20 protein-coding genes are annotated in these 24,559 nt (G+C 63.0%); 6 read left to right on the top strand and 14 right to left on the bottom strand.

The genetic code is table 11. The annotated features are described in order from the left end of the window. Nucleotides 1–30: 30 nt before the first annotated feature. The 12 genes from ABX298_RS06015 to yaaA all read right to left on the bottom strand — a co-directional run bounded on the left by ABX298_RS06015 (nucleotide 31) and on the right by yaaA (nucleotide 16,418). A complete protein-coding gene (locus tag ABX298_RS06015) occupies nucleotides 31–678 on the bottom strand; it encodes an alginate O-acetyltransferase AlgF (protein ID WP_075046290.1) in 648 nt (215 codons plus the stop codon). Nucleotides 679–694: 16 nt separating this feature from the next. Beyond that, the gene (locus ABX298_RS06010) at nucleotides 695–1,852 is read right to left on the bottom strand and encodes an alginate O-acetyltransferase (protein ID WP_025340586.1); all 1,158 of its coding nucleotides are present in this window, start codon (nucleotides 1,850–1,852) and stop codon (nucleotides 695–697) included. A gap of 10 nt (nucleotides 1,853–1,862) precedes the next feature. After that, nucleotides 1,863–3,320: an MBOAT family protein gene (locus ABX298_RS06005; RefSeq protein ID WP_013974157.1), complete on the bottom strand. Its 1,458-nt coding sequence runs from the start codon at nucleotides 3,318–3,320 to the stop codon at nucleotides 1,863–1,865. Between the two features lie 207 nt (nucleotides 3,321–3,527). After that, the gene (locus tag ABX298_RS06000; protein ID WP_075046288.1) at nucleotides 3,528–4,631 is read right to left on the bottom strand and encodes a mannuronate-specific alginate lyase; all 1,104 of its coding nucleotides are present in this window, start codon (nucleotides 4,629–4,631) and stop codon (nucleotides 3,528–3,530) included. Between the two features lie 7 nt (nucleotides 4,632–4,638). Further along, nucleotides 4,639–6,081 (bottom strand): alginate O-acetyltransferase, encoded by a 1,443-nt coding sequence (locus ABX298_RS05995; RefSeq protein WP_025340584.1) that lies wholly within the window; start codon nucleotides 6,079–6,081, stop codon nucleotides 4,639–4,641. 13 nt (nucleotides 6,082–6,094) lie between these two features. Further along, a complete protein-coding gene (gene algG, locus ABX298_RS05990) occupies nucleotides 6,095–7,654 on the bottom strand; it encodes a mannuronan 5-epimerase AlgG (RefSeq protein WP_085614309.1) in 1,560 nt (519 codons plus the stop codon). A 22-nt stretch (nucleotides 7,655–7,676) separates the two neighbouring features. Further along, nucleotides 7,677–9,155 (bottom strand): alginate export family protein, encoded by a 1,479-nt coding sequence (locus tag ABX298_RS05985; protein WP_013974153.1) that lies wholly within the window; start codon nucleotides 9,153–9,155, stop codon nucleotides 7,677–7,679. Continuing rightward, nucleotides 9,152–10,531, bottom strand: a complete 1,380-nt coding sequence (gene algK, locus ABX298_RS05980) for an alginate biosynthesis TPR repeat lipoprotein AlgK (RefSeq protein WP_286919003.1) — start codon at nucleotides 10,529–10,531, stop codon at nucleotides 9,152–9,154. Before algK ends, ABX298_RS05985 begins: the two co-directional genes overlap by 4 nt. Nucleotides 10,532–10,696: 165 nt before the next feature. Continuing rightward, on the bottom strand, nucleotides 10,697–11,863 hold the full coding sequence (locus tag ABX298_RS05975; RefSeq protein ID WP_025340581.1) for an alginate biosynthesis protein Alg44: 1,167 nt from the start codon (nucleotides 11,861–11,863) through the stop codon (nucleotides 10,697–10,699). A 36-nt stretch (nucleotides 11,864–11,899) separates the two neighbouring features. Continuing rightward, complete coding sequence (locus ABX298_RS05970) at nucleotides 11,900–13,381, bottom strand: glycosyltransferase family 2 protein (protein ID WP_367394177.1); 1,482 nt, start codon at nucleotides 13,379–13,381, stop codon at nucleotides 11,900–11,902. A 73-nt stretch (nucleotides 13,382–13,454) separates the two neighbouring features. After that, nucleotides 13,455–14,771, bottom strand: coding sequence for a nucleotide sugar dehydrogenase (locus tag ABX298_RS05965; protein ID WP_367394176.1), 1,317 nt, complete (start codon nucleotides 14,769–14,771; stop codon nucleotides 13,455–13,457). A gap of 867 nt (nucleotides 14,772–15,638) precedes the next feature. Continuing rightward, nucleotides 15,639–16,418, bottom strand: a complete 780-nt coding sequence (yaaA, locus tag ABX298_RS05960) for a peroxide stress protein YaaA (RefSeq protein WP_061552453.1) — start codon at nucleotides 16,416–16,418, stop codon at nucleotides 15,639–15,641. A gap of 137 nt (nucleotides 16,419–16,555) precedes the next feature. On the opposite strand from yaaA, the gene ABX298_RS05955 reads away from it, so the two are divergent. The 5 genes from ABX298_RS05955 to moaE all read left to right on the top strand — a co-directional run bounded on the left by ABX298_RS05955 (nucleotide 16,556) and on the right by moaE (nucleotide 20,820). After that, the gene (locus ABX298_RS05955; protein ID WP_286100548.1) at nucleotides 16,556–17,683 is read left to right on the top strand and encodes a polysaccharide deacetylase family protein; all 1,128 of its coding nucleotides are present in this window, start codon (nucleotides 16,556–16,558) and stop codon (nucleotides 17,681–17,683) included. 461 nt (nucleotides 17,684–18,144) lie between these two features. Then, the gene (locus ABX298_RS05950; RefSeq protein ID WP_013974146.1) at nucleotides 18,145–19,539 is read left to right on the top strand and encodes a PhoH family protein; all 1,395 of its coding nucleotides are present in this window, start codon (nucleotides 18,145–18,147) and stop codon (nucleotides 19,537–19,539) included. 116 nt (nucleotides 19,540–19,655) lie between these two features. Then, nucleotides 19,656–20,126, top strand: coding sequence for a cyclic pyranopterin monophosphate synthase MoaC (gene moaC / locus ABX298_RS05945; RefSeq protein WP_003251775.1), 471 nt, complete (start codon nucleotides 19,656–19,658; stop codon nucleotides 20,124–20,126). Continuing rightward, a complete protein-coding gene (moaD, locus tag ABX298_RS05940) occupies nucleotides 20,126–20,371 on the top strand; it encodes a molybdopterin converting factor subunit 1 (RefSeq protein WP_003251777.1) in 246 nt (81 codons plus the stop codon). The genes moaC and moaD overlap by 1 nt, the downstream gene beginning before the upstream one ends. 2 nt (nucleotides 20,372–20,373) lie before the next feature. Next, nucleotides 20,374–20,820: a molybdopterin synthase catalytic subunit MoaE gene (gene moaE / locus ABX298_RS05935; protein WP_075046280.1), complete on the top strand. Its 447-nt coding sequence runs from the start codon at nucleotides 20,374–20,376 to the stop codon at nucleotides 20,818–20,820. 128 nt (nucleotides 20,821–20,948) lie between these two features. Here the strand turns inward: moaE and rhlB are convergent, their stop codons facing one another. Next, nucleotides 20,949–22,412, bottom strand: a complete 1,464-nt coding sequence (gene rhlB / locus ABX298_RS05930) for an ATP-dependent RNA helicase RhlB (protein WP_025340574.1) — start codon at nucleotides 22,410–22,412, stop codon at nucleotides 20,949–20,951. Between the two features lie 101 nt (nucleotides 22,413–22,513). Beyond that, a complete protein-coding gene (locus tag ABX298_RS05925; RefSeq protein ID WP_046616497.1) occupies nucleotides 22,514–23,170 on the bottom strand; it encodes an alpha/beta hydrolase in 657 nt (218 codons plus the stop codon). A 331-nt stretch (nucleotides 23,171–23,501) separates the two neighbouring features. Between ABX298_RS05925 and ABX298_RS05920 the strand changes: the two genes are divergently transcribed. Then, complete coding sequence (locus ABX298_RS05920; protein ID WP_075046278.1) at nucleotides 23,502–24,530, top strand: amino acid ABC transporter substrate-binding protein; 1,029 nt, start codon at nucleotides 23,502–23,504, stop codon at nucleotides 24,528–24,530. The last annotated feature ends 29 nt before the right edge of the window (nucleotides 24,531–24,559 follow it).

Below are 24,559 nucleotides of genomic sequence, written 5' to 3'. Positions count from 1 at the left end.
TTCTCCAATAGTCGTTGAGAGGCAGGGGAATCAGTTGCTAGCCACGGGGCGAGTTACCCACACCGGCGACAAGGCGTTGCCGGAACCCGTTACGTACAGCACTGCGGCTTCGCCGCGCTCCAGGGCGACGGGTTTGACGTCACCCACTTTCTTGTCTCCTTGGTACAGCGCCAGGTTGACCTTGACCGGGTTGATTTCGCGTTCGCCACGGCCGTTGGCGGCCACCGGCTTGACCACTTCGGTCTTGCCGTCGGCGGTCTTCAGGGTCAGTTGCTGGTCACTCAGGTTCTGCACGCGAACCAGGGCTTTCTGCTTGTTCTTGAACGGCGGCTCTTCGATCAGCTGCGGGTTGCCGCTGGCGCTGTTGACCAGGGTGTAGTACTTGTCCGCAGCCAGCTTGACCGGCACGCTCTTGCCGCCGACCTGGGCGGTGTAGTCCCCCCCTGGCAGGAAGCTGAAGTCGCTGCTGGCCTGGGCGCCAACCTGCTTGATCTGGGTGTTGCCGACCGAGGCTGCAGCCGGTGCGCCGGAGGCGTTGTACAGGCGCACGAAGGTCGAGCCTTTCGGTGCGCTCGGGCCATACAGCGCGGCGTCGGCACCGGCGAAGGCCTGCATGGAGGCCAGGGACAGGCCGGCTGCGAGGGTGAGGGCTTTGGCAATGGAAGTCTTGGTAGTCATATGTATGTTCCTCTGATTAGTGGTTAGTCCGGGTGGACGACAAAGCCAGGTTTTCTTCGGATTTACGGGTGTTCTTCAGCTGGGCGATCCACTGTGGATCGAAGCTGCTGAGGTCGTTCTTCATTGGCAGATAACGTTCCGGGAATTCCCACACCACCACCTGGGGTGCGGCGTTCTTGAAGGCATCGCTTTGCAGGTACTTGAGCATCGGCAGTAGTGGGCCATGGCCGTCTTCGGCGTAGTTGGCCACGTCGCTGCGCAGGGCCTGCTGCAGCGCACCGAGGAAGTTCCAGTGCGGATTGGCGCTGTAGCTGGTGCCCACCAGCGCAACCGGGATCTGCGTGTCGGCGAACAGTGCGTCACCGGCTTCGCCTTCGGCCTCGACCGGGCGAGTGGTGCGTTGCTGCAGGTTGTCCGGGGCTGGCAGCAGGTTGCTGAACAGCGGGTCCAGTGGCAGGAAGTTGGTCAGGTCGCCCTTGTATGGCGCGGTGCTGCCGGCTTCGGTGATGAACGCCTGCGGGTCGCCGTTGAGCAGGCTCTGGCGGTTGACCGCTTCGGCCAGTGCCTGCGCCGCCACTTCGGCGCCCATCGGCGTCCAGTGGGTGTCGGTGCGCAGGAACACCTGGCCGCGGGCCTTGGCCTGCTCCATGGGTGCCATCAGGTCCGGGGCGAACACGTTGGCCTGGCGTGCCTGGGCATGGAACTGGTTGTACAGGTCGTCATGCAGGCTGGTCGGCAGTTCCTTGCCCAGGTACTCGGCATACACCCGCGCCTTGGCCGGCACGATCGCCAGCACCAGCTGGCTGCCGTGCTGCTGCAGGGTGTCGCGCACGCCACGGATCAGCGCCAGGTTTTCCTGCATCAGCTGCTCGGCACCGGCGGTGGGCTTGAACTCTTCGTCACTGAACAGCCACTGGTCGCGGCCCAGCACCACGCCGGGGCGGCCTTCGTTGAACAGCTTGAAGTCCATCGCCGCCCATAGGTTGGTACCCAGGCGCTTGATCGGGAACTGCTCGTCGTAGTGGGTCTCGGCGGCCTTGGCCAGCTTGCCGTTGAGCAGGGTCATCTGCTCGGTACGCTGGAAGCTTTGCAGGCCACCGGTGGACCAGACGCCCATGCCCACCAGCAGGCCGAGGAACGACAGCGAATAGGTAATGCGTAATGTCCGGGTCATGTCATCAACCTCAGAACTGGAAGTAAAGGAACGGCGAGTAGCTCTGCGCCGAAAGCTTGAGGATCGAGGCCACGAACAGCAGCAGCACCAGGGCGCGGGTCATCACCCGGGTCCAGTCCAGGCCGATCGAACCGTCGCTGTTGACCTCCACCGGGGTGGCCTTGGGCGTTGGCCTGGCGTTGCGGTAGAAGTCGCGCAGGCCGAAGAACGCCAGGGTGATGTAGGCGACCACCAGGGTGGCTACCTGCAGGCCGGTGAGCTGGGCACGGTTGAGTTCCGACAGCTGCCAGTCGCCGAAGCTGAACATGGCGCCGTACATGCGACCGGCCACTTCCAGGTTCTCGGCACGGAAGATCACCCAGCCGACCACCACCAGCAGGAAGGTGAATGCCCACTTCACCGGGTTGAAACGCTGCGGGTTGGTGTCGATGCCCAGCGCGCGCTCGATGGCCAGCCACATGCCGTGCCAGGCGCCCCAGATGATGTAGGTGAAGTTGGCGCCGTGCCACAGGCCACCCAGCAGCATGGTCAGGAACAGGTTGCGGTAGGTGTTGAAGGTGCCTTTGCGGTTACCGCCCAGGGTGATGTACAGGTAGTCGCGCAGCCAGGTCGACAGGCTGATGTGCCAGCGCCGCCAGAACTCGGTGATCGACTGGCTGATGTACGGCTGCTTGAAGTTCTCCATGAAGCGGAAGCCCATCATCAAGCCAAGGCCGATGGCCATGTCGCTGTAGCCGCTGAAGTCGAAGTACAGCTGCGCGGTGTAGGCCAGGGCGCCGAGCCAGGCATCGCCGGTGGTCGGGTTCTGCAGGGCGAAGCAGTGGTCGGCCACTACCGCCAAGGTATCGGCGATGAACACTTTCTTGATGAAGCCCTGCATGAAGCGGGTGCAGCCTTCGGAGAACTTGTCCAGGGTGTGGGTGCGGTTGTTGAACTGGTCGACCAGGTCCTTGAAGCGCAGCACGGGGCCGGCGATCAGGTGCGGGAAGATCGCCACGAAGGCCGCGAAGTCGATCAGGTTGCGGGTGGCCGGGGTGTCGCCGCGGTACACGTCGATGATGTAGCTGATCGACTCGAAGATGTAGAACGAGATACCGATCGGCAGCAGCACGTGGGTGAGGATGAACGGCTCCAGGCCGAACGAGGAGATGATCGCGTTGAGGCTGTCGACGCCGAAGTTGGCGTACTTGAAGTAGCCGAGAATCGCCAGGTCGACACCGACGCCGAGCAGCAGCCAGCGCTGCGCGGGCTTGGTGCGCACACCGGCGGCGCCGACTTTCAGGCCGATCCAGTAGTTCCACAGGGTGACCCCGGCGAACAGGGCCAGGAAGTCCACCCGCCACCAGGCGTAGAAGATGTAGCTGGCGACCAGCAGCAGCAGGTTGCGATAACGTTGCCCGCTCAAGTAGTACAGGCCGAGGAAGATCGGCAAGAACAGGAACAGGAACACGTTGGACGAGAAGACCATCCCGGTTCTCCTTTTTGTTCACAGCATCCGGGGCAAAGCGCCCCCCAAACCCCCCAGTGCAAGACTGGAAGGCAACCTAGTACCTCTGTGGGAGCTGGCTTGCCGGCGATGCAAGGCGAAGCCTTGCCCAGCGGTACACAGGGGCTGCTACGCAGCCCATCGCCGGCAAGCCGGCTCCCACAGGTGCCACCCCCACATTGGGGTGTGTTACTTCTTGCTCTCTGCGCTCGGGTCGTAGACCCGGGTCAGGTCACCGCCCAGCCGGAAGCTGTTGAACGGCTGCATACCGCGCTTGCGTTGCAGGGTGTCGCCACTGCACGCATACAGGCTGCAGTAGGGCTCCATCCACGAGTACTTGCTGTCGATCTTCAGGTCTTTCATGTCCTGTTTCTCGCCATTGCGGGCCTTGAACTCGCTGGGGTCCTTCGACCCGTTCAGCACCCGCTGCGCCAGGCGCTGCAGGGCGTTGTTGTTCTCGCCACGCACATCCACGCCATTGACCTGGGCGAAGCTGGCGATCATCGCCAGCGGCGGCAGGGCGTAGTTGTGGTAGGCCAGGGCGCGTTGCTTGCGCTTCAGTTCGTTGGGCAGGAAGCCCTGCTCGTCGACCTGGTTGGCGCCAACCCGGTATTCCTTCACGGCCCAGTCGAACAGGTCGCGACGGTCGGTGGCCACGGCGCTGGCCATTACCGCCCAGGCTGCCCAGTAGCTGTGGTTGTTGATCTTCTCCAGTGGCAGGTCGCTCCAGTCGCGCACGGTCTGCTCGGCCAGGCGGGCGAACCATTTTTCGATCAGCTCGGCCTCGGCCTGGTGCGCGGCCAGCGGCTGCGAATTGGAGAATTTCAGGCGCAGCCACGAACCGCTCATGCTGCCCAGCGCCCATTTGCGCATCGACTTGCCGGTGTGGTTGTAGTCGGTGGACATCAGCGCATCGGCGCGGGCCCATTCGCCCAGCCAGGCCAAGGTGCAGTCGAGCTGCGCCGGGCGGCCGTCACGCATGTACTGGCCGATCATCTTGCTCACGCCTTTCTCAAGGGTGGTGATGTCTTCGGTGGACTTGCGAAAGGCCTTTTCCGAGTCGGCATTGAGCGTTGCCCGTGCCTTGTCCGAGCCTTCGTACTTGCTGCGGAACTGCAGGGCACCGGTGTATGGCTTGGGGGCAGCCTCGCAGCGGAAGTTGCCGTCGCCGGTCTTGAGCTTTTCGATCCCCTCGTAGTAACCCTGGGGCGGTACCAGCGCGGCGTGCGCGGCACCGCCGCACAACGCCAGGGCAAGCAGGGCGGGGCGGGAAATTCGCTTGAACGGGATCATGGTCGCCTCACTGGCCGGCCTGCGCGGTCTGCGCGGGCACGGCGAAGTTGTTGCGTTTGCAGAGCTTGGCTTCGACCTTCTGGGTACCGCTTTCCGGCCCCTGCACCTCGAACGCCAGCAGGCTCTGGCTGGCCCAGTCCTCGTCTTCGCGCATCTGGAAGACGAAGCGGCCGTCGGTGTCGGAGGTTTCCGGTTTTTCCAGCTTGATGTCCTCGTGGCGGCCGTTGAGGTACCAGAGGGTGGCCTGCAGCACCTTCACCGACGGGTCTTCGAACTTGACGTCCATCTGCATGTTGCGGTTGATCAGGTCTTTGATCACACCGCCCTTGCCGTTGACCATCAGCTCGTTCTTGCCGGGCTTGAGGGTGGCGCTGGCGCTCATCAGGGCCGGGCGGTCATCACAGCCGTCGTCGAGCAGGCCAAGGATTTGCCGCCAGATGGTTTCCTGGTCCAGGCGATACAGCGGGGAGAATTCCCAGATCAGGATCTTCGGCGGGTTCTTCTGGAATTCCTCGCTACCCAGGTACTGGATCATCGAACCTTCCAGGCCACCGCCAGGGAAGGCCACGTTGAGCACGTCGGCGCCGATGTACTGCTCGAGGAAGCCGGAGAAGTTGTAGTTCTTGCCACTGTGGCTGGTGCCGACCAGGGTGATCTGCGCGTTGCCGCCGTCACCGAACAGGTCGTCGCCGCCGCCGGTGGAGCCTTTCGGCTCGGTGGCGAACTGGTCCATGTACTGGACGGCGTAGCTGGTGCCGCACAGCTGGCCGGCCACGTTATGCAGGGTGCCGGTCTTGCCCATGCGCCCGGACTTTTTCGTTTCGAATTCCTTGCGCGGGATGCCTTCGAAAGCCGGCATCTTGTGCACGGTATCGGCCACGATCTTGGCCGCGCGCTCGGCGCCGTAAGGCGTCCAGTGCTGGTCGCCACGGAAGTAGAAGTCCTTGCCCTGGTCGGCAGCGGCCAGCTGTTCGTTGGTCAGAGGCGACAGGTCAGGCACGTTGTAGCCCATGCTGGCAAAGCGCTTGAGCATGGCCTGGTAGTTGCCCAGGGCCTTCTGGTAGTCGAAGGCAGCCTTTTCCGCCGGGTTGAGCATGTTGCGGTTCACCAGGCCACGGGTCGGTTGGTACACCACCACCAGTTCCACGCCGCGCTTCTTGAACGCGTCGTGCACTTGCTGCAGGCGCTTGTAGCCGGCCGGGGTGGTATTGAACTCGGTGCGCAGGTCTTCGCGGGTACGGAACAGCCAGTCGCCCTGGGCCTGCACCAGCGTGGTGAAGTTCTGCTGGTAACGGGTGGTGTAGCGGCTGGCGTCATGCGCTTCAGGGCACAGTTGGCAGCAAGGCTCGGCGCTGAAGGTGGGGGCCTTGACGTCTTCGGCGCGCACGCCCTGGCTGATCGCCAGGAGGGCGGCGGACAGGCCCAGCAGTTTCATCAGATGTGGAGTCATGGTCTGGGCTTCCTTAATCGATCATTTCGGTCTGGCGTTCGACCGGGTCGATCAGCACAGCCTTTTGCTGGCGTACCAGCAGGTCGAGGATTTCGTCCTGGCGTTCGCCCAGTACGCCGTTGAGGCTGATGCCGCTGGCCTTGCGCGGGGCGAGCATGGACACCTTGTACAGCTCGACCGACAGCGGCGAGTCGATCGACAGTGGCCCGGAGCCGTTGGCCGCCAGTTCGCCACCGACCAGGATCAGCGACACCTTGGTGTCGAACGGGTCGAGGGCGATGTCACGGTCGGTGTTGGACAGGTCCTTGATGTGGCCGTATACGCCGACCAGGCCGTTGGCCATGGCCACGTTTTCGTACAGGCGGATGTTCACGCTGTTACGCACGCGGATGCCGTGGCGGCGGTTGTTGATCAGCTTGTTGCCCCAGATCAGGTTGTCGCCACTTTCGTACAGGGTGATGCCGTCGGTGTGGTTGCGGTAGATCTCGTTGTAGGCAATCAGGTTGTTGACGCTGTTACGGTCGATCACCACGCCCGAGAGCTTGTTGTCGAAGCTCTTGTTGTTGATGATCCAGCTGTCGTTTACCTCACGCGAAACGATGATGCCGTGCTTCTTCTTGGTGCCGTACACCGTGTTGCCGGCGATGATCAGCCGGTGCGAGCGGTCGTGCGGGTCGATGCCGTAGACGATGTTGTCGCGGTAGGTGCTGTCCTTGACCACGAAGTCCTGGGTCTCGTAGCAGTAGAAGCCGTACCACATGTCGCTGAACTCGGAGCCGATGATCCAGCCGGTGGGTTCCGGGCGGCCCATGCGCTTGGCCATGTTCGGCGTGTACTGCGAGATGCTCACGCCGTACGACTTGGACTTGGCGTAGCCGAAGCTGGCCATCTTGGTATTGACGATGTAGGTCTCGGTGCCGCCCCACGACAGCAGGAACGGGCGGAATTCCTTGGGCGAGCGGAAGGTCGCCGGGCCGTTTTCCTTTTCCCGCCAGCCGGTCACCTGGGTGTCGGTGACGAACAGCTTGCCGTCGTTGACCAGGAACGAACCGCCTTCCTGGGACAGGCGCAGTTGCTTGACCTTGCCGTCGATCTCGAGGATGCCCTTCTGCCCGACCACGATCGGCAGGCGCGCCAGGTACACACCCGGCTCGACTTCGCTGAGGTACTGCTTGGGTACCTTCTTGCTCAGCTCGACCAGGTCGACATGGCCGTCATCGACGAAGATCGCCTGCGGAATGCCATGCTGGCGCTGGACCCACTCGGCCGCCTTGTTGTCGCCGCCGACGAATTCCTTGAGGGTATCCTCCTGGAACATGCGGCGCAGGCTGACCTTGCCCTTGTGGCGGCGGTCGATTTTCTTCTGCACCGCCTCGGCGGTGTAGCCGGTCAGGTCGGGCAGCTTCGGCGGGTCCATGTGCAGCGGCTCGATCGGCGCGCTGGAGACCGTGTAGGTCTTGGCCTGCTGCAGTTCCTTGGCGATCACCTGGGGCTCTGCGGCAGCCACCAGGCCGCTGGCCAGCAGCAAGGCGCTGGCCAACAGGCTGTGACGTAAGTGCGGGTGAAGGTTCATAACGGTAAGTCCTCTACCGGCCTCAGAAGCGCCAGATCACATCGACGAAGGCGCGGTGCATGTACGAGTCCGCTTCCTTGCCGTAGGCATCGCCCGGCTTGAACACGCCGGCACGCAGGCGCACCAGGGCAGATGGCTCGTCGATGGCCTGGCTCATCGAAGCCGGCAGCAGGCCTTGCTTGAAGTACTTGGTCACGACCACGTCCATTTCCTGGCCAAGGTCTTTTTCGCCGTCGACCAGCGGGCGGTTCACACCGTTGTCGTTGACCACTGCGTTGATGCCGCTGGAACCGATGTTCTGGTTGCCATCGACACGCCAGAACTTGTGGTAGATGAAGCTGGCGTCGTAGTCGTCGCGCAGCTGCCAGGAGGCGAACAGGGTGGCCGCCTGCAGGTTGCCCAGCTCGCCACGGAAGGCTTCACCGAAGCGGTGCACGCGCGAACGGGTACCGGTGTAGTTGGAGCGGTTGCTCTCGAGGCCGGTCTGCTCGTAGTTGCTCGAACCGTCGTCGCCACCACCGCCGCTGCCACGGGCATAGGCCGCACCGACCTGCCATTGCGGGTCGAGGCGCAGGCGGATGCCGAGGTCGGTGGCCCAGGCGTTGACATCACCGCTCTGCTTGCCGGTGGCCACGGTTTCGTCACCGACGACCTGGCTGCTGAGGGTGTCGCGATCACCGGTCAGCCAGGTGACGCTGCCCCAGTAGTTGACGGTGTGGTCGTTGCGCCAGTTGTAGGCGTCGCTGTTGGCTTCCAGGCCCAGCCAAGTGAGGTCGCCGGTGCGGGTCTTGTCCAGCGCATCGACGGTTTCGCCCGGGTTCTTCAGGCTGCCGCCGTCGTGGGTGTGGTGGGCGCGTACGCCGACCCAGTGGCCAGGGGTCCACTGCGTGGCGACGTTGCCGTAGAGGTGCGTGCGGTCCTTGTCTTCCGGGGCCAGCTCGGTGAGGTCGGTGCGGTATTCGCTGAAGCGCTGGGCCACGCCCAGGTCGGCCTTGAGCAGGGTGGTGTCGAAGGTCCAGTTCAGCGCTTCGATGTTGGTGTCACGCCACATGCCATCGTCGCTGCGCAGGCGCTGGCGACCGAAACGCAGCTGTTCGCCAGGGTAGGCGGTGAGGCCGCTGTAGCCGACCCAGAATTCGCGCATGGCCAGGTAGCTCTTGTCCTGTTCACGGCCGTCGGCAGCGGTGTCGGTGCTGGTGCCGTCGTCGTTCTGGCGCAAGGTGTCGGTTTCGATGGTGTCGGTCGCGGTGACGGCCTGGCCCATGGCATAGGCGCTCCAGTTGCCACGCTCGCCATATACCCAAGGGCGCAGATCAAGACCGAGGCCGTTGACGTCACCGCCGGAGCGGGTGCCCAGGTCACGGTCGTCTTCCGACTGGCCGGTGATTTTCACATCCAGGCCGAAGTTCTTTTCAGCGGTCATTTCCGCCAGGGTCGGGCAGGACCACAGCAGGGCGAAGCTCAGGCCGATGCCAGCTTTCACGAAGGGATTGAGCGTCATAGCGAGTCCTCACCGGTTACTTCTTTTTCGTCGTCTTGCAGGGCTTCGATGGCCAGGGTGCTGTTGGCGCCCTGGCTCATGCTGCCGCGCGCCTGCTTTTCTTGTGCCAGCAGTTGCTGGGCCTGGCTGCGCTGGTCAGGCGTAAGTTGCTGGTCGAGCTGCTGCAGCAGTTCAGCGGACTGTGGCGACGGGTTGGCCTGGGCCAGCTGGGCGAATACCCAGGCGTTGCCCGGTTGCGGGCGAATGCCGTGGCCTTCGCTGAACAGCTGGGCCAGGGCATAGTCGGCGCTGTTCTGCCCACCACGGGCGGCGGCCAGCAGGTGGTCGACGGCCTTTTGTGGCTCGACGTTGCCCAGGTAGCCGCGGCGGTACAGCTGGCCCAGGTAGTAATGGGCGCTGACTTCGCCGGCGTCGGCGGCAGCCTGCAGGTGTTGTTCGGCTTTGGCCGCGTCCGCAGGCACGGTCTTGCCTTCGTAGTACAGGCGGCCCAGCAACAGTTCGGCGCGTGGCTGTTCGGCTTCGCGGCCCTTGTCGATGTAGGCCATCAGCTGGTCGGTATCGCCCAGCTCGGGGAAGTCGTACATCAGTTGCGCCAGGCTGACCCAGGACGCCGGGTTGGCCGGGGCCACCTGCTCGAGCAGGTCCTTGGCGGTTTTCTCGTCGGTCTGGCCGAGGCTGCGGTCAGCCAGTACCCGGGCAACGCTGTCGACCCGGGTGGCCGGTACTGCGCCGCGGGCGTAGGCAGCCTTGAGCTGGCCGAGCAGGGCAGCCTGCTGGTCGGCCTGGCCGCGCTTCTGGTACACGGTGGCCAGTTCGACGTAGCAGATGTCGGTGGTGTTCAGCGCGGCCTTGCAGATTTTCTCCACTTCGCCCAGGTGCTGGTCGTAGGTGCCCTGGGTGCGGTACAGCAGCACCTGGGCCAGGCCCGCTTCCGGGTTGCCGGCGGCGCGCCACTGGTCGATCTGCTGCTGCGCGTTGACCTTGGGGAAGCTCTGCGGGTAGCTCAGGTAGAGCATTGCCAGCGGGATCAGGGTGTTGCTTTCGCCCTGCTTGGCGGCTTGCTTGAGCAGGGTTTCGGCTTCTTCGCGCTCGGCCTGGGTGCTGTCGGGCTTGGACACCAGCAGGCGGCCAAGGCGCGCCTGGGCACGCGGCGAGATGGCGGCCGCGGCACGGTAGGTGGCCTCGGCTTCCTTGATTTTCGCCGGGTCGCGGGTGGCGACCTTGATGTCGGCCAGGCCCACTTGCGCTTCGCTGTAGCCCAGGTCGGCCAGCGCCTTGTAGTTGCGCTCGGCCAGTGCCGTGTCACCGCGCTTCATGGCTTCGTTGGCCAGGCGCTGGTCGGGCAGGCCCGCACAGCCGGCCAGGGCGATGGCCATGGCCAGGCCACACAGACCAAGGTTCACACGAACCCTGTGGGAGCTGGCTTGCCGGTGATTGGCCAGTGCAGGCGATACATCTGCTGGGCGAGTGCTGCGCACTCGATCGCCGGCAAGCCAGCTCCCACAGGTATCGGGTTGTCTGCTAGTCATAGGCTTGTCCTCTTACAGCCCACGGGCCATGGCTTTGTCGATCAGCCAGTTCAGCGATGGGCCACGGTCGCTGTTGACCGAAGCCGGGCGACCGGCGAGTTCGGCGGGCAGGGCGCTGTCGGGCTTGATCTGCACGCGGATGTCGGCGGCCAGGTCTTCGCTGTTGAGGCTGGCGCTGCTGACGATCTGGCCGGTGCGTACTTCGTCTTCGCCGGCTACCTGGAAGTTGACCCGGGTACCTGGCTTGACCTCGTCGAACTGGCGGTAGGTGAAGCGCGCCTCGATCATCGGGTTGGTGGTGCGCGGGATCAGCTGGAAGATCGGCTGGCCCTTGGCGGCGTACTGGCCGTTGTCCACGAGCTGGCGGGCAACCACGCAATCACACGGGCTGGTGAGGGTGCCGGACAGCTGCTTGCCGAACAGTTCCTCGATCTTCGCCGGCTCCAGTTGTGCGTCTTCCAGGTTGCCCTTGAGCATGTCCAGCATGCTGGTGGTGAAGCTGGCCAGTGGCGCGCCCTTGGCGATCTGCCCACCGCTTTCGACCAGGCTGTTCACGGTGCCGTCGCGCGGCATGGTGACGTTGGTGGTGGGTACCGCGACCACGCCGGCTTCGGCATGGCTGACGAAGTACATGCCGTACAGCGACTTGGCGATGAAACCGAAGGCGGCGACACCGACCACGAACACGCCGAGGGTGACGGTGACCGCCTTGAGGCGGCCGAAGGCGCTCAGGCCGGCACCGCCGTCCTTCTGCTTGCGCGCCTTGGTGAAGTTGTCGCGCTGCAAGGTGCTGAGCACATCGCCGGCAGTGATCAGCTCACCCGACAGGTGCGAGGTGATGATGTGGCGCAGCGTGGCGATATCGCGGGGCTCGAGGTTCTGGAACTGGGCGCCGGTACGGCCACTGCCCGGGTTGTAGGAGCGCACCTGGAACTCGATGTCCATCGACAGGCCGAGGTTGTCGACCGTGAACTGCAGCCGCCCGCGGAGCACGTCGCCAACCGACAGTGGTTGCTTGGTGTGGAAGCTCAGGCCACCGGCGGAGAGGTCGTCGACCTTCACATCGTGGGCCTGGCGCTGAGGGTCGAGGAACCGCAGCTTGGCGGGGATGCGTACCCGGGCATGCTGGCGCTGGGCTTCGGACTCATGCACGACGTTGACGTTCACGGCGGTATTCATGTGGTTTGTTCCTGTTAGTTCCGATCCGGGTTGGGCTCACACGACCATGAACAGCACAGCAACGAAGATGCTGGCAGCCGAGAAGGTCATGGTCCGCGAGGACCAGGTGTTGAACCATTGTTGAAAGCTGGCGAGGTCACGCTTGAGGGCAGTGGGCTGACGCGTCCAGGACTGCTTGTCGAGGCGGAAGAACACGTAGATCTTCATCAGCGCGCCGACGATCTGGTTGTAATAGAGAATCAGCGGGTAGGCCGGGCCGACATTGTGGCCGGAGCACAGCAGCATGATGGTGAGGATCAGGCGGGTGATGCCGATCCACAGCAGGTACACCAGCAGGAAGCCCAAGCCGAACTTGAGGCTGGCGATCACCGCCACGGTCAGGCCCAGCAGGCTGGTCCACATCGACACGCGCTGGTCGAACAGCACGATGCTGGTGAACAGCCCCAGGCGGCGCAGGCCCAGGCCAAGCGCGCGGGAGTTCTGCCGCAGGTTGTTGCCGTACCAGCGGTACATCAGCTTGCGGCTGGCCTTGAGGAAGCTCTTCTCCGGCGGGTGCTCGACCGTGTTGATGGCGGCGTCCGGCACGTAGAAGGTGTCGTAGCCCAGGCGCATCAGGCTGAACCAGCTGGACTTGTCGTCACCGGTGAGGAACTTGAAGCGGCCCAGGCGCCAGTGCATCAGCGAGTCGCTTTCGACGTCGGCGATGAACTCGGGGTTGGTCACCACGCTGGCGCGGAACATCGACATGCGCCCGGTCATGGTCAGCACGCGTTTGGACAGGGCCATCGAGCACATGTTGATGTGGCGCTGGGCAAAGCGCAGCTTGTGCCACTCGCTCATGATGTAGCCGCCACGCACTTCGCAGAACTCGTTGGTGGTCAGGCCGCCGACGTTGGGGAACAGCTTGAACCACGGCACGGTCTTGCGTACCACGCCATCGCCCAGCACGGTGTCGCCGTCGATCACCGCCACCACGGCGTTCTCGTCCGGCAGCATGCGCGAAATCGCACGGAAACCGTAGGCCAGGCCGTCGCGCTTGCCGGTACCGGCGATGCGCACGATGTCCAGCTTCACGTGGGCTGGCGGGTTGTATTTGGCCCACAGGCTTTTCACCAGCAGTTCGTCCGACATCTCCACCAGCGAGCAGACCACGGTGGTGGGGAAGCCACAGTTGATCGCCTCGCGGATCACCGAGCTGTACACCTGGGCGGTGGTGAGTGCTTCGATGCGGAAGCTGGTCACCATCAGGTACACGTGGGACGGGTCGGCGTCCTTGCCCATCTTCTGCACCTTGCGGCGCAGGTGCGGGTACACACCGTAGAGGAAGATCATGCCGCGGATGAAATGGGTGGCGCCCATGGAATAGCGCCAGATGCCGACTGCGCCGACCAGGAAGATGAAGTGCTTCGACTGCGAGTCGAAGATATCGGCTGGCAGGGCCAGGGCGATCAGCATGAGCAGACTCATGTAGAGCAGCCAACCGGCGCACTGCAACAGCACTGTCTGGATCCTTTGCATGTTCAGCATCCGTCGAGAATTCGGGAAAAGGTAGGCAGCGGGGGTGGGGAGGCCCCCGCTGCCCGGCCAGCACTTACCAGCAGATGCCTTCGGTACGGCTGGTGGCGCAGGTCGGTTTGCTCATGAAGCCGACCAGGTCGATCACGTGCTTGCCGGCCGGCGCTTGCTGGGCCAGTGCACGGAACTGCTCGTCACGGTTGCCCAGGACGATGATGTCGGCGTTGTCGATCACCTTCTGGAAGTCGGCGTTGAGCAGCGACGACACGTGCGGGATCTTCGACTCGATGTAGTCCTTGTTGGCGCCGTGGACGCGGGCGTACTGGACGTTCTCGTCGTAGATGTCCAGCTGGTAGCCCTTGCCGATCAGGCGTTCGGCCAGTTCCACCAGCGGGCTTTCACGCAGGTCGTCGGTGCCGGCCTTGAAGCTCAGGCCGAGCAGGGCGACCTTGCGCTTGTCGTGGGCTTCGATCAGCTCGAAGGCGTTCTGCACCTGCGATTCGTTGCTGCGCATCAGCGAGTCGAGCAGCGGTGCGCGTACATCGAGGCTGGAAGCGCGATAGGTGAGGGCGCGTACGTCCTTGGGCAGGCACGAGCCGCCGAAGGCGAAGCCAGGGCGCATGTAGTACTGGGACAGGTTCAGCACTTTGTCCTGGCAGACCACGTCCATCACGTCACGGCCATCCACGCCTACGGCCTTGGCAATGTTGCCGATCTCGTTGGCGAAGGTGACCTTGGTGGCGTGCCACACGTTGCAGGTGTACTTGATCATCTCGGCCACTTCGATCGGCTTGCGGATGATCGGTGCGTCGAGCTCTTCGTACAGGGCCTGCAGGATGTCGCCGCTGGCGCTTTCCAGTTCGCCGATGACGGTCATCGGTGGCTGGTCGTAGTCCTTGATCGCGGTGCTTTCACGCAGGAATTCCGGGTTGACCGCGACGCCGAAGTCGACGCCGGCTTTCTTGCCCGAGCAGTCTTCGAGGATCGGGATCACCACGTTCTTCACGGTACCCGGCAGCACTGTGCTGCGTACCACGATGGTGTGGCGGCGCTCGCTGTCACGCAGCACGTAGCCGATTTCGCGGCACACCGACTCGATGTACTCGAGGCCCAGGTCGCCGTTCTTCTTGCTTGGGGTACCCACGCAGATCATCGATACGTCGCTGGCACGGATGGCTTCGGCGAAATCGGTAGTACCGCGCAGGCGGCCGTTGGCGATGCCCTGTTGCAGCAGTGCTTCCAGGCCAGGTTCGACGATGGGCGACTTGCCCTGATTGATCAGGTCGATCTTGGTGCTGGACACGTCCACACCGATCACTTCATGGCCTCGCGCCGTCAGGCAGCCTGCACAGACCGCACCCACATAACCCAAACCAAAGATGCTGATACGCATCGCTATCACCTCATGTGTTTATCACGTCGGCACCTCCGGGGAGAGCCGGACTGGGTTGATTAACAACAGTTTTCGGGCGCACGGATCCATGGCGAAATGCACACTTCGCCGAGCGCAGGCAAAATAAATCCGGAGCGCAAAAAGTTATGCACTCAAATGTGGCAGTAAAAAGCCATTAATTAAAAAACGTGCCCTGGAATGCAGCCGTCTTTATTGCAAGGCGCTACGTGGCGCTTTGCTGTGCTTGTTTTTTCAAGTGGAAAAATCCTTTGAAATCAACCACTAGGACGAATTGAAAGGGACGCGTCTCTCCTGCATGGACAGGGTCTTCGGGGGTTGCCCGTCATACCTGTCGAAGTTGTTGGGGCTGGTAGTGGATACCTGCCGTTGTCATCTGTAAGTCATCTCTCACAGCCCGGGGGCAGGAAAATCGTTACGGCACTATGAGCGATTCGTCGTAGCAGAAGTTCCGGGGTGGGTTCGGCGTGGATGAAAGATTTCTAAATATTTTTTCAGTGGCAGACAATTTCAATCTGATAGCACACGGGTGTTTTGCCCCGATATATAAAGGGCGAAACTGTTGCGAGATATTTTTATGCCAGCATCGAAAAATATTTTGAAAAATTCGTCAAAAAAGCTACGAACGGTCTTATGGCGTTTGGCTATAAGTTGCGGCCTGTCGATTTTTTGGCGTCGGATTTGTGGCGTGATGGCGATATGAAGTGTGCCCTGTTGCAGGGCAGGGGAGGTGCGTAATGGCTGCTGGCCTCTTCGCGGCTAAAGCCGCTCCCACAGGTTTTGCACTGATCTTGAGTTCAGTGAAGCACCTGTGGGAGCGGCTTTAGCCGCGAAGGGGGCGTGACAGGATCACTCGGAAGGATGATCCCGCAGGAACACCAGGTGGTCCGGCTTCGACTGTTCGGCACTGTAGTAGTACCCCTGCACATCGAACTGCTTGAGCTGCTCCGGGTCGCTGATGCGCTGCTGGATGACGAAGCGGCTCATCATGCCGCGGGCTTTCTTGGCGTAGAAGCTGATGATCTTGTACTGGCCGTTCTTCAGGTCCTTGAAGTCGACGTTGATCACCCGGGCCTTCAGCGCGCTGCGTTTCACCGCGCTGAAATACTCGTTGCTGGCCAGGTTCAGCAGCACGTCATCGCCCTGTTCGGCCAGGGCCTGGTTCAGCCATTCACTGATGCGCGTGCCCCAGAAGGCGTACAGGTCCTTGCCGCGGGCGTTGGCCAGCTTGGTGCCCATTTCCAGACGGTAGGGTTGCATCAGGTCGAGCGGGCGCAGCAGGCCATACAGGCCCGAAAGCATGCGCAAGTGCTGCTGGGCGTAGCTGAAATCGTCCTCGCCAAGGCTTTCGGCGTCGAGGCCGGTATACACGTCACCCTTGAACGCCAGCAGCGCCTGCTTGGCATTGGCCGGGGTGAAGTCCGGGGTCCAGCTGCCGAAGCGCGCGGCATTCAGGCCGGCGAGCTTGTCGGACAGGTGCATCAGTTCGCTGATCTGCGCCGGCGACAGGTCGCGCAGCTGCTGGATCAGCTCCTGGGAGTCGTCCAGGTACTGGGGCAGGGTGAAACGCTCGGTCACCGGCGGGGTGTCGTAGTCGAGGGTCTTGGCGGGGGAAATCACCGTCAGCATCGGGTCGGCTCCTGGCATCGTTGGCCGGGAATTCTACGGGCTGGACGGTGCAAGTCCAAACTATGGCGACGATAGTCACAGACCATGGCCGGTGCAGAGGCTATAGTGCGCGTTTCGCCGTTGCGGAGCCTTCAACCGTGCGTATTGCCTCTGCCTTGCTGGCCGCTCTGCTGAGCCTGGCCGTGCAAGCCGCCCCTTCACCCCAGGTGAGCCTGGACCGCAGCCTGTGGCCCGAACAGCTGGACAGCCCGGCGTTGTTCGATGTGGCCTCGCGGGCCGAGATCCTCTCGTTCGCCCAGGTGCTGCACGAAAGCGAACTGCTGGACGACGCGGCGCTGGCGGCACGCTTGGGGCTACGGCAAGTCAACCTGCAGAAGGTGCGCCTGGTGCGGGCGCGCATGTGGCAGCGGTTGTGGGAAGGTTATCAACAGGCGCAGCGCAGTTGCGAGCAGGATGCGTCGTTCTGCTACCCGGTGACGTCGATGGCGGAGTTGCGTACGCAAGCGGCGACGTTCGCTGCCGATGTCGGCACTTTCTACACCGATTGGATCGAGCCGAGCCACCAGTTCCATGTGCGCTACCTGGACGAACAACTGCGCAAGGCGGCGTTGCTGCCGCAGACCAGCAGCGAGGTGGAGCGGCTGTCCTCACGCGAGCGCAATGGGGATGAACTGAACGACCGCATGTTCCTGCTGACCTTCGTCGGCGGGCCCGGGCCGGATGGCGGCAGTACCGACCTGCTGGCTGATTACCTGCGCCGGCAAAAGCTTGAAGGCACGTTCTTCGTGCTCGGCAACCGCCTGCAGCAACGGCGCGACGCCGGGGCGGCAGATGCCTTGCGCCAGCTCTATGGCGGGCAGTGCGTGGGGATCCAGGGTTGGGAGTACCGCTCCCATGCGCAGTGGACAGGCTGGCAGGACTCGCTGCGGCGTAGCCAGGCGCGGGTGCAGGTCGACCTGCCGGAGCAGTATGTGCCGTTGTTTCGGCCGCCTTACGGGCAGCGTCGGGCCGATGGCGAGGCGTTCATGGCCAGCCAGCAGTTGCAGGTATCGTTGTGGGACATCGATGCCCAGGATGATGGCGCACTGAGCGCCGAGGCCTCTGCCCAGCGGGTGCTGACCTTGATGCTGCTATGGCGCAAGGGGGTGATCCAGTTCCATGACAGCCTGCCCAAGGCGCAGCCGGCGGTGGAGTGGTTGTTGCGCAATACGGCGCAGAGTGGGATTGGTTGGGAAGATTGCCAGGGATATGCCAACCAGGAGTGAGAGGGGGCTGCTACGCAGCCCATCGCCGGCAAGCCAGCTCCCACCTCGACCGCATCGGCCTCAAGCCATGCGCTGTCCCTGTGGGAGCTGGCTTGCCGGCGATGAGGCCAGTACAGGCAACACAACACAGTTGCTCTTGCAGGTTAGGTTCATGGCTTGCTGGCGTTGGCCCATGCAATGCCAGCCTGATTTTTGACTGTAGTCCTCACGCGCCCCCTCGCCAACCCCTGTTCGTCATTTGGAAAAATAAACTTCACCTGCACGTAAAAAGACTTTTTTTAGTCATCATTTTTGCGGTATGAAGAAACCAGACAGCCGATTCCTGCAGCACAGGTGGCGTCATCCAGGCCCACCTAGCCAGGTTCGCTTCCCGCCCGTAACAACGCGGATACGGGGACAGCGGCAGTCACTCTGCGGCGTAACAGACCACGCCGTGTGGCTTCGACATAAGGTGACCGAGTATGGATGACCAAGGACGCAACCCTTCCTCCAGCAAGCCTATCCTGTATGTGCTCGATACCAACGTCCTGATTCACGACCCCAACGCGTTACTGAACTTCGAGGAGCACCATGTCGCCATCCCGATGACGGTGCTGGAGGAACTCGACAAGCTCAAGACCGGCAAACAGACCATCGCCGCCGAATGCCGCCAGGCCATTCGCCTGATCGACCAGACCCTTGGTGACGCCTCGCCCAGCGATGTCGAGCAGGGCGTGCCGATCCAGCGTGGCAAGAGCGGGCCCAAGGGCTTCCTGTCCATCCTGATGACTCCGCGCAACGAGCCGAACAAGCTGCTGCCGGAAAACCTCAACGACAACATCATCATCAACCAGTTGCTCGAAGTACGGGCCCGGCGCACCGACCTGGACGTTGTGCTGGTCACCAAAGACATCAACATGCGCCTGAAGGCGCGTGCCTGTGGCATCGCGGCCGAGGACTACAGCACCGACCAGCTGGTCGATGACGTGTCCTTGCTGTCCAAGGGCTACCATTCGGTCACCGGCTCGTTCTGGGACCGGGTGAGCAAGGTCGATACCCGCCAGGAGCGTGGCCGCACCTGGCACCGCGTGCAATTGATCGACAACCTGCCGGCGGTTCACGTCAATGAGTTCATCATCGATGAACAGGGCTTCGTCGGCTGGATCAAGGGTATCCGCAACGATGAGCTGCTGTTGCTCGACCTGCACCAGGAACCGCTGCTGCACCAGGAAGCCTGGGGCCTGAAACCGCGTGACATCCACCAGAGCCTGGCGCTGTTCGCCCTGCTCGACCCGGATATCCACCTGGTCAACCTGACCGGCGCCGCCGGTTCCGGCAAGACCATCCTGGCCCTGGCCGCGGCCATCGAACAGACCATGGTCAGCAAGCGCTACCGGCGCATCATCGCCACCCGCAGCGTGCAGGGGCTGGACCAGGAGATCGGCTTCCTGCCGGGCACCGAGGCCGAGAAGATGGAACCCTGGCTGGGCGCCATCACCGACAACCTCGAAGCCTTGCACATGGATGACGAGAGCACCCATGGCAGCGTCGAGTACATCCTCGAGCGCGTGCCGTTGCAGTTCAAGTCGCTGAACTACATCCGTGGCCGTAGCTTCCAGCAGAGCCTGATCCTGATCGACGAGTGCCAGAACCTGACGCCGCACCAGATGAAAACCATCATCACCCGTGCCGGCTCGGGGTCCAAGGTGGTCTGCCTGGGCAACCTGGCGCAGATCGATACTCCCTACCTGTCCGCGACCAGCTCGGGCCTGACCTACCTGACCGAGCGCTTCAAGGACTTCCCCCATGGCGTGCACATCACCCTGCAGGGCGTGCCACGCTCGGTGCTGGCCGAGTACGCCGAGTCGCATCTGTAACCCTCTTCGCCGGGCGGTTCGCCGCCCGGCCTTCTCGCGGGCACGGTTGACGCACCCCTCTGCTCAAACCTGACTCACAGGTTTACACTGCAAGTTCCCTTCACAGGAGCAGAGCAGTGCTGACACATCTTGATTCCCAGGGGCGGGCCAACATGGTCGACGTCACTGAAAAGGCCGTGACCGAGCGCGAGGCCACTGCCGAGGCGCGGGTGCGCATGTTGCCGCAGACCTTGCAGATGATCGTCGACGGTGAACACCCCAAGGGCGACGTGTTCGCCGTGGCGCGCATTGCCGGGATCCAGGCGGCGAAGAAGACCAGCGACCTGATCCCGCTGTGCCACCCATTGATGCTTACCAGCGTCAAGGTCGAGCTCAGCGCCGAGGGGCAGGACGCCGTGCGTATCGTCGCCCGCTGCAAGCTGGCCGGGCAGACCGGCGTGGAGATGGAGGCGCTGACCGCCGCCAGTGTTGCCGCGCTGACGATCTATGACATGTGCAAGGCTGTGGATAAAGGTATGGTCATCGAGCAGGTGCGCCTGCTGGAAAAACTCGGCGGCAAGAGCGGCCACTACAAGGTGGAGGCGTGATGAAGGTCAAGGTGATGTACTTCGCCCGCTACCGCGAACTGCTGGGCGTGGATGCCGAGCGGGTGGAGGGTGCGTTCAAGGTGCTCGACGATGTGCGCCAGGCCTTGGTGGCCAAGGGCGGGCAGTACGAAGTGCTGGCCGAGCAGAACCTGATGTGTGCGCGCAACGAAGAACTGTGCAAGCTTGATGAGCCGCTGGAAGAGGGCGATGAAGTGGCGTTCTTCCCGCCGGTGACCGGAGGCTGAACATGGCTGTGCGAGTACAGGTAGGCGCGTTCGACCCGGGGGCCGAGACCAATGCCATGCACGCGGCGAATGTCGGCGTGGGCGCGGTGGTCGGTTTTGTCGGCTACGTGCGGGATTTCAACGACGGCCGCGAAGTGGCGGGGATGTTCCTCGAGCACTATCCGGGCATGACCGAAAAGGCCCTGGCCAAGATCGTGGTCGAGGCTGAGCAGCGCTGGCCGCTGCTCAAGGTGGAGGTGCTGCACCGCATCGGTGCGCTGGAACCGGGCGAGCCGATCGTGTTCGTCGGTGTGGCCAGTGCCCATCGGCAGGCGGCGTTCGATGCCTGCAACTTCATCATGGACTACCTGAAGACCCGGGCGCCGTTCTGGAAGAAGGAAAATACCCAGGAAGGGGCACGGTGGGTGGAAGGGAAGCAGAGTGACCAGGATGCCGCTGGGCGCTGGTAGATCCTTGTTTGATGGCCGGGGCGGAGCCCCGGTTCGCGGGTGAACCCGCTCCCACAGGTACACCACAGATTTTGAAGGCTGTGCAGTACCTGTGGGAGCGGGTTTACCCGCGAAGAGGCCGGCATAGGTCAATGGTGCTTGCGCGGCACCGGCTTCAGCAGTTCATCCGGCGGCATTTCACACTTGATCTTGCGCCCCAGCAGCTCTTCGATCGCGGGCAGCTGGTACGAGTCATCCTCACCGGCAAAGCTGATCGACACGCCACTGGTGCCCGCACGGCCTGTCCGGCCAATGCGGTGCACGTAGTCGTCCGGGTCTTCCGGCAGGGTGAAGTTGATCACGTGGCTGATGCCATCGATGTGAATGCCACGCCCCGCCACGTCGGTTGCCACCAGCACGGTGATGCGCCCTTCGCGGAAGTTCTCCAGGGTACGGATACGCTTGTGCTGCGGCACGTCGCCCGACAACTGCGCGGCATTGATGCCGTCGCGCACGAGTTTTTCCTCGATGCGCCGCACTTCGTCCTTGCGGTTGGCAAACACCATCACCCGTTCCCACTTGTTCTGGGTCACCAGGTTGTACAGCAGCTTGTACTTGTCGCTGCCGGCCACCGCATAGACGTGCTGCTCCACCGTTTCGCTGGCAACGTTCTCCGGCTCGATCTCGACGATGGCCGGGTTGGTGGTCCATTGCTTGGCCAGGTTCATCACGTCGTCGGTGAAGGTGGCGGAGAACAGCAGGGTCTGGCGCTCGCTTTTCGGCGGCGTCTGGCGAATGATCTGGCGCACCTGGGGGATGAAACCCATGTCGAGCATGCGGTCGGCTTCGTCCAGCACCATCACCTCGACCATGTCCAGGTGCACCTCACCGCGCTGGTTGAAGTCCAGCAGGCGGCCCGGAGTGGCCACCAGGATGTCGCAATGGCGCGCTTCCAGGGCCTTGAGCTGCTTGTCGAAGTCCATGCCGCCGACGAAGCTCATCACGTTCAGGCCGGTGTACTTGGTCAGGGCGATGGCATCCTTGGCGATCTGCACCACCAGCTCGCGGGTGGGCGCGATGATCAGCGCGCGTGGCTCGCCCATGTAGCGTTCCTTCGGCGGCGGCGTCTGCTGCAGCTGGGAAATGATCGAGATCAGGAACGCCGCAGTCTTGCCGGTACCGGTCTGGGCCCGGCCGATGGCGTCCTGGCCACGCAGGGTGTAACCCAGCACCTGTGCCTGGATCGGCGTGCAGTACGGGAAGCCCAGGTCGTGGATGGCGTGCATCACCTCGTTGGACAGCTTGAAGTCGTGGAAGCGGGTCTTGCCTTCCTGCGGCTCGACCACGAAGTCTTCCGGTTTCCACAGGCTGGCCTGCGGCTTGGGCTTGCGCTCGCGACGCGGTTTGTCCTTGGCCGGCTTGTCGGCGGCTGGCGTAACGGCGGCAGGCTGTTCGGCCTGTGGCGCTGGGGTGGCGCGTGGGGCGGCCGGTTTTGCCGCAGGCTGGGCCTCGCTGGCGGGTGCGGGCGCAGGCAGCGTCACGCTGGCAGCAGGAGCGACGGCCTGTGGCGCGGCGTCTCCCTTGCCGAAAATTTTCTTGAGTGCCTTGAGCACGATCGTCTCGTCAACTGGTTAAGGAATGTACGCCGGGCAGTGTAAAGCAAGATTCAGGCGCGGCGTAGTGGAATAGCCTTACAACTACAGGCGGCCCTGGCTTATTGCAATTGCTTGCTCAGCCAGTCGTGGATGTCGCTCAACTCTTCCACCACCACTTCATGTTCCATCGGGTATTCGTGCCAGCGGGCGGCGACGCCCCAGGTATTCAGGTACTCGAAGGCGGTGCGGCCCATGGCAGGGATCACCACCGGGTCGTGCACGCCGTGCAGGCACAGGGCCGGGGTGCGTTGCTGGCAGGCGCTCAACTGATGCTGGTCGTTGAAGGTGGGGGCGTAGGTGGACAAGGCGATCACGCCACCCAGCGCTTCTTGCCACTTTATATAGGCAGTGTGCAGCACCACCGCGCCGCCCTGGGAGAAACCGGCCAGGAAGATCCGCGACAGGCTGATGCCTTTGGCCTGCTCGGCCTTGATCAGGGCAATGAGCTGCTCGGCCGATTCTTCCAGCTGCGCCTCGTCGATGGCACGGGCCGGGGTCATGGCCTTGATGTCGTACCAGCTGGGCATGGCGTAGCCGCCGTTGATGGTTACCGGGCGGGTTGGAGCCTGGGGCATGACGAAACGGGTGCTGAGCAGGCGCTCCTGCATGAATTCGGCCACTGGTAGGAAGTCGTAACGGTCGGCACCCAGGCCGTGCAACCAGATCACACAGGCATCTGCGGTTTTCTGCGGTTCGAGAATCAGCGGGTTGGTCATGACTGCTCCGAAAGTGTGCGGGTCTTGTTATGGCGTGCGTGAAAAGAAGGCGCTGGAAATGATTGTCGGAAAAAGAATGTCGCAACGATACAACTTTCCCTACTTGACGAGCGCTTAAACGCTACAGCCGTAAATTCTGGTACGCGCTTTGCAATTCAACCAATGATGCAAAGGGCAGGCCGTGACGGTAACACCCTTTGCACGCGAAGGCTGTCACAGAACAGTCCATTGCGCCATTGACCCAATAACAAGCCAATACGGGTCGGATACGCCTCAAAAGGGTGCGGTGCAATTCCGGCTCGATACAACAAGAGCGATTTGGAGGTTGTGAATGAAGATGTTGAAAACCACCCTGGCAGTCCTGACCGCTGCCGCCGCGCTGGGCGCCGTGAGCAACGCCCAGGCCGGCGCCACCCTCGATGCGGTAAAGAAGAAGGGCTTCGTCCAGTGTGGCGTGAGCGACGGTCTTCCAGGCTTCTCGGTACCTGATGCGCAGGGCAAGATCGTTGGTATCGACGCCGACGTGTGCCGCGCCGTGGCCGCCGCCGTGTTCGGCGACGCCACCAAGGTCAAGTTCAGCCAGCTCAACGCCAAGGAACGCTTCACCGCCCTGCAGTCGGGCGAAGTCGATGTGCTGTCGCGCAACACCACCTGGACCAGCTCGCGTGATGCTGGCATGGGCTTGGTATTCGCCGGTGTTACCTACTATGACGGCGTCGGTTTCCTGGTCAACAAGAAGCTGGGTGTTTCCAGCGCCAAGGAGCTCGATGGCGCGACCATCTGCATCCAGGCGGGTACCACCACCGAGCTGAACGTGTCGGACTTCTTCCGCGCCAATGGCCTGAAATATACCCCGATCACCTTCGACACCTCCGACGAAAGCGCCAAGTCGCTGGAGTCCGGTCGTTGCGACGTGCTGACCTCGGACAAGTCGCAGCTGTTCGCCCAGCGCTCCAAGCTGGCCGCGCCGACCGACTACGTGGTACTGCCGGAAACCATCTCCAAGGAACCGCTGGGCCCGGTGGTGCGCAAAGGCGACGAGGAGTGGTTCAGCATCGTCAAGTGGACCCTGTTCGCCATGCTCAACGCCGAAGAGGCGGGCATCACCTCGAAGAACGTCGAGGCCGAGGCCAAAGGCACCAAGAACCCGGACGTCGCCCGCCTGCTGGGTGCGGACGGCGAGTACGGCAAGGACCTCAAGCTGCCCAAGGACTGGGTAGTGCAGATCGTCAAGCAAGTCGGCAACTATGGCGAAGTGTTCGAGAAGAACCTGGGCCAAGGCACCGACCTGAAGATCGACCGTGGCATGAACGCCCTGTGGAACAACGGCGGCATCCAGTACGCGCCACCTGTGCGCTGATGGCTGCACCCTGCGGCGGCATCCCGCCG

Origin of the sequence: Pseudomonas sp. X4 (assembly GCF_040784925.1) — a bacterium.
GTDB classification, from domain to species: domain Bacteria; phylum Pseudomonadota; class Gammaproteobacteria; order Pseudomonadales; family Pseudomonadaceae; genus Aquipseudomonas; species Aquipseudomonas putida_Z.
Note: the sequence above shows the minus strand (reverse complement) of the source record. Positions and strands in the feature narration are given on the sequence as shown.

Bases quoted from the DNA above. Each gene is read 5' to 3' on its own strand.
- ABX298_RS06015 (WP_075046290.1), bottom strand. From the start codon at position 678: ATGACTACCAAGACTTCCATTGCCAAAGCCCTCACCCTCGCAGCCGGC.
- ABX298_RS06010 (WP_025340586.1), bottom strand. From the start codon at position 1,852: ATGACCCGGACATTACGCATTACCTATTCGCTGTCGTTCCTCGGCCTG.
- ABX298_RS06005 (WP_013974157.1), bottom strand. From the start codon at position 3,320: ATGGTCTTCTCGTCCAACGTGTTCCTGTTCCTGTTCTTGCCGATCTTC.
- ABX298_RS06000 (WP_075046288.1), bottom strand. From the start codon at position 4,631: ATGATCCCGTTCAAGCGAATTTCCCGCCCCGCCCTGCTTGCCCTGGCG.
- ABX298_RS05995 (WP_025340584.1), bottom strand. From the start codon at position 6,081: ATGACTCCACATCTGATGAAACTGCTGGGCCTGTCCGCCGCCCTCCTG.
- algG (WP_085614309.1), bottom strand. From the start codon at position 7,654: ATGAACCTTCACCCGCACTTACGTCACAGCCTGTTGGCCAGCGCCTTG.
- ABX298_RS05985 (WP_013974153.1), bottom strand. From the start codon at position 9,155: ATGACGCTCAATCCCTTCGTGAAAGCTGGCATCGGCCTGAGCTTCGCC.
- algK (WP_286919003.1), bottom strand. From the start codon at position 10,531: ATGGCCATCGCCCTGGCCGGCTGTGCGGGCCTGCCCGACCAGCGCCTG.
- ABX298_RS05975 (WP_025340581.1), bottom strand. From the start codon at position 11,863: ATGAATACCGCCGTGAACGTCAACGTCGTGCATGAGTCCGAAGCCCAG.
- ABX298_RS05970 (WP_367394177.1), bottom strand. From the start codon at position 13,381: ATGCAAAGGATCCAGACAGTGCTGTTGCAGTGCGCCGGTTGGCTGCTC.
- ABX298_RS05965 (WP_367394176.1), bottom strand. From the start codon at position 14,771: ATGCGTATCAGCATCTTTGGTTTGGGTTATGTGGGTGCGGTCTGTGCA.
- yaaA (WP_061552453.1), bottom strand. From the start codon at position 16,418: ATGCTGACGGTGATTTCCCCCGCCAAGACCCTCGACTACGACACCCCG.
- ABX298_RS05950 (WP_013974146.1), top strand. From the start codon at position 18,145: ATGGATGACCAAGGACGCAACCCTTCCTCCAGCAAGCCTATCCTGTAT.
- moaD (WP_003251777.1), top strand. From the start codon at position 20,126: ATGAAGGTCAAGGTGATGTACTTCGCCCGCTACCGCGAACTGCTGGGC.
- moaE (WP_075046280.1), top strand. From the start codon at position 20,374: ATGGCTGTGCGAGTACAGGTAGGCGCGTTCGACCCGGGGGCCGAGACC.
- ABX298_RS05925 (WP_046616497.1), bottom strand. From the start codon at position 23,170: ATGACCAACCCGCTGATTCTCGAACCGCAGAAAACCGCAGATGCCTGT.
- ABX298_RS05920 (WP_075046278.1), top strand. From the start codon at position 23,502: ATGAAGATGTTGAAAACCACCCTGGCAGTCCTGACCGCTGCCGCCGCG.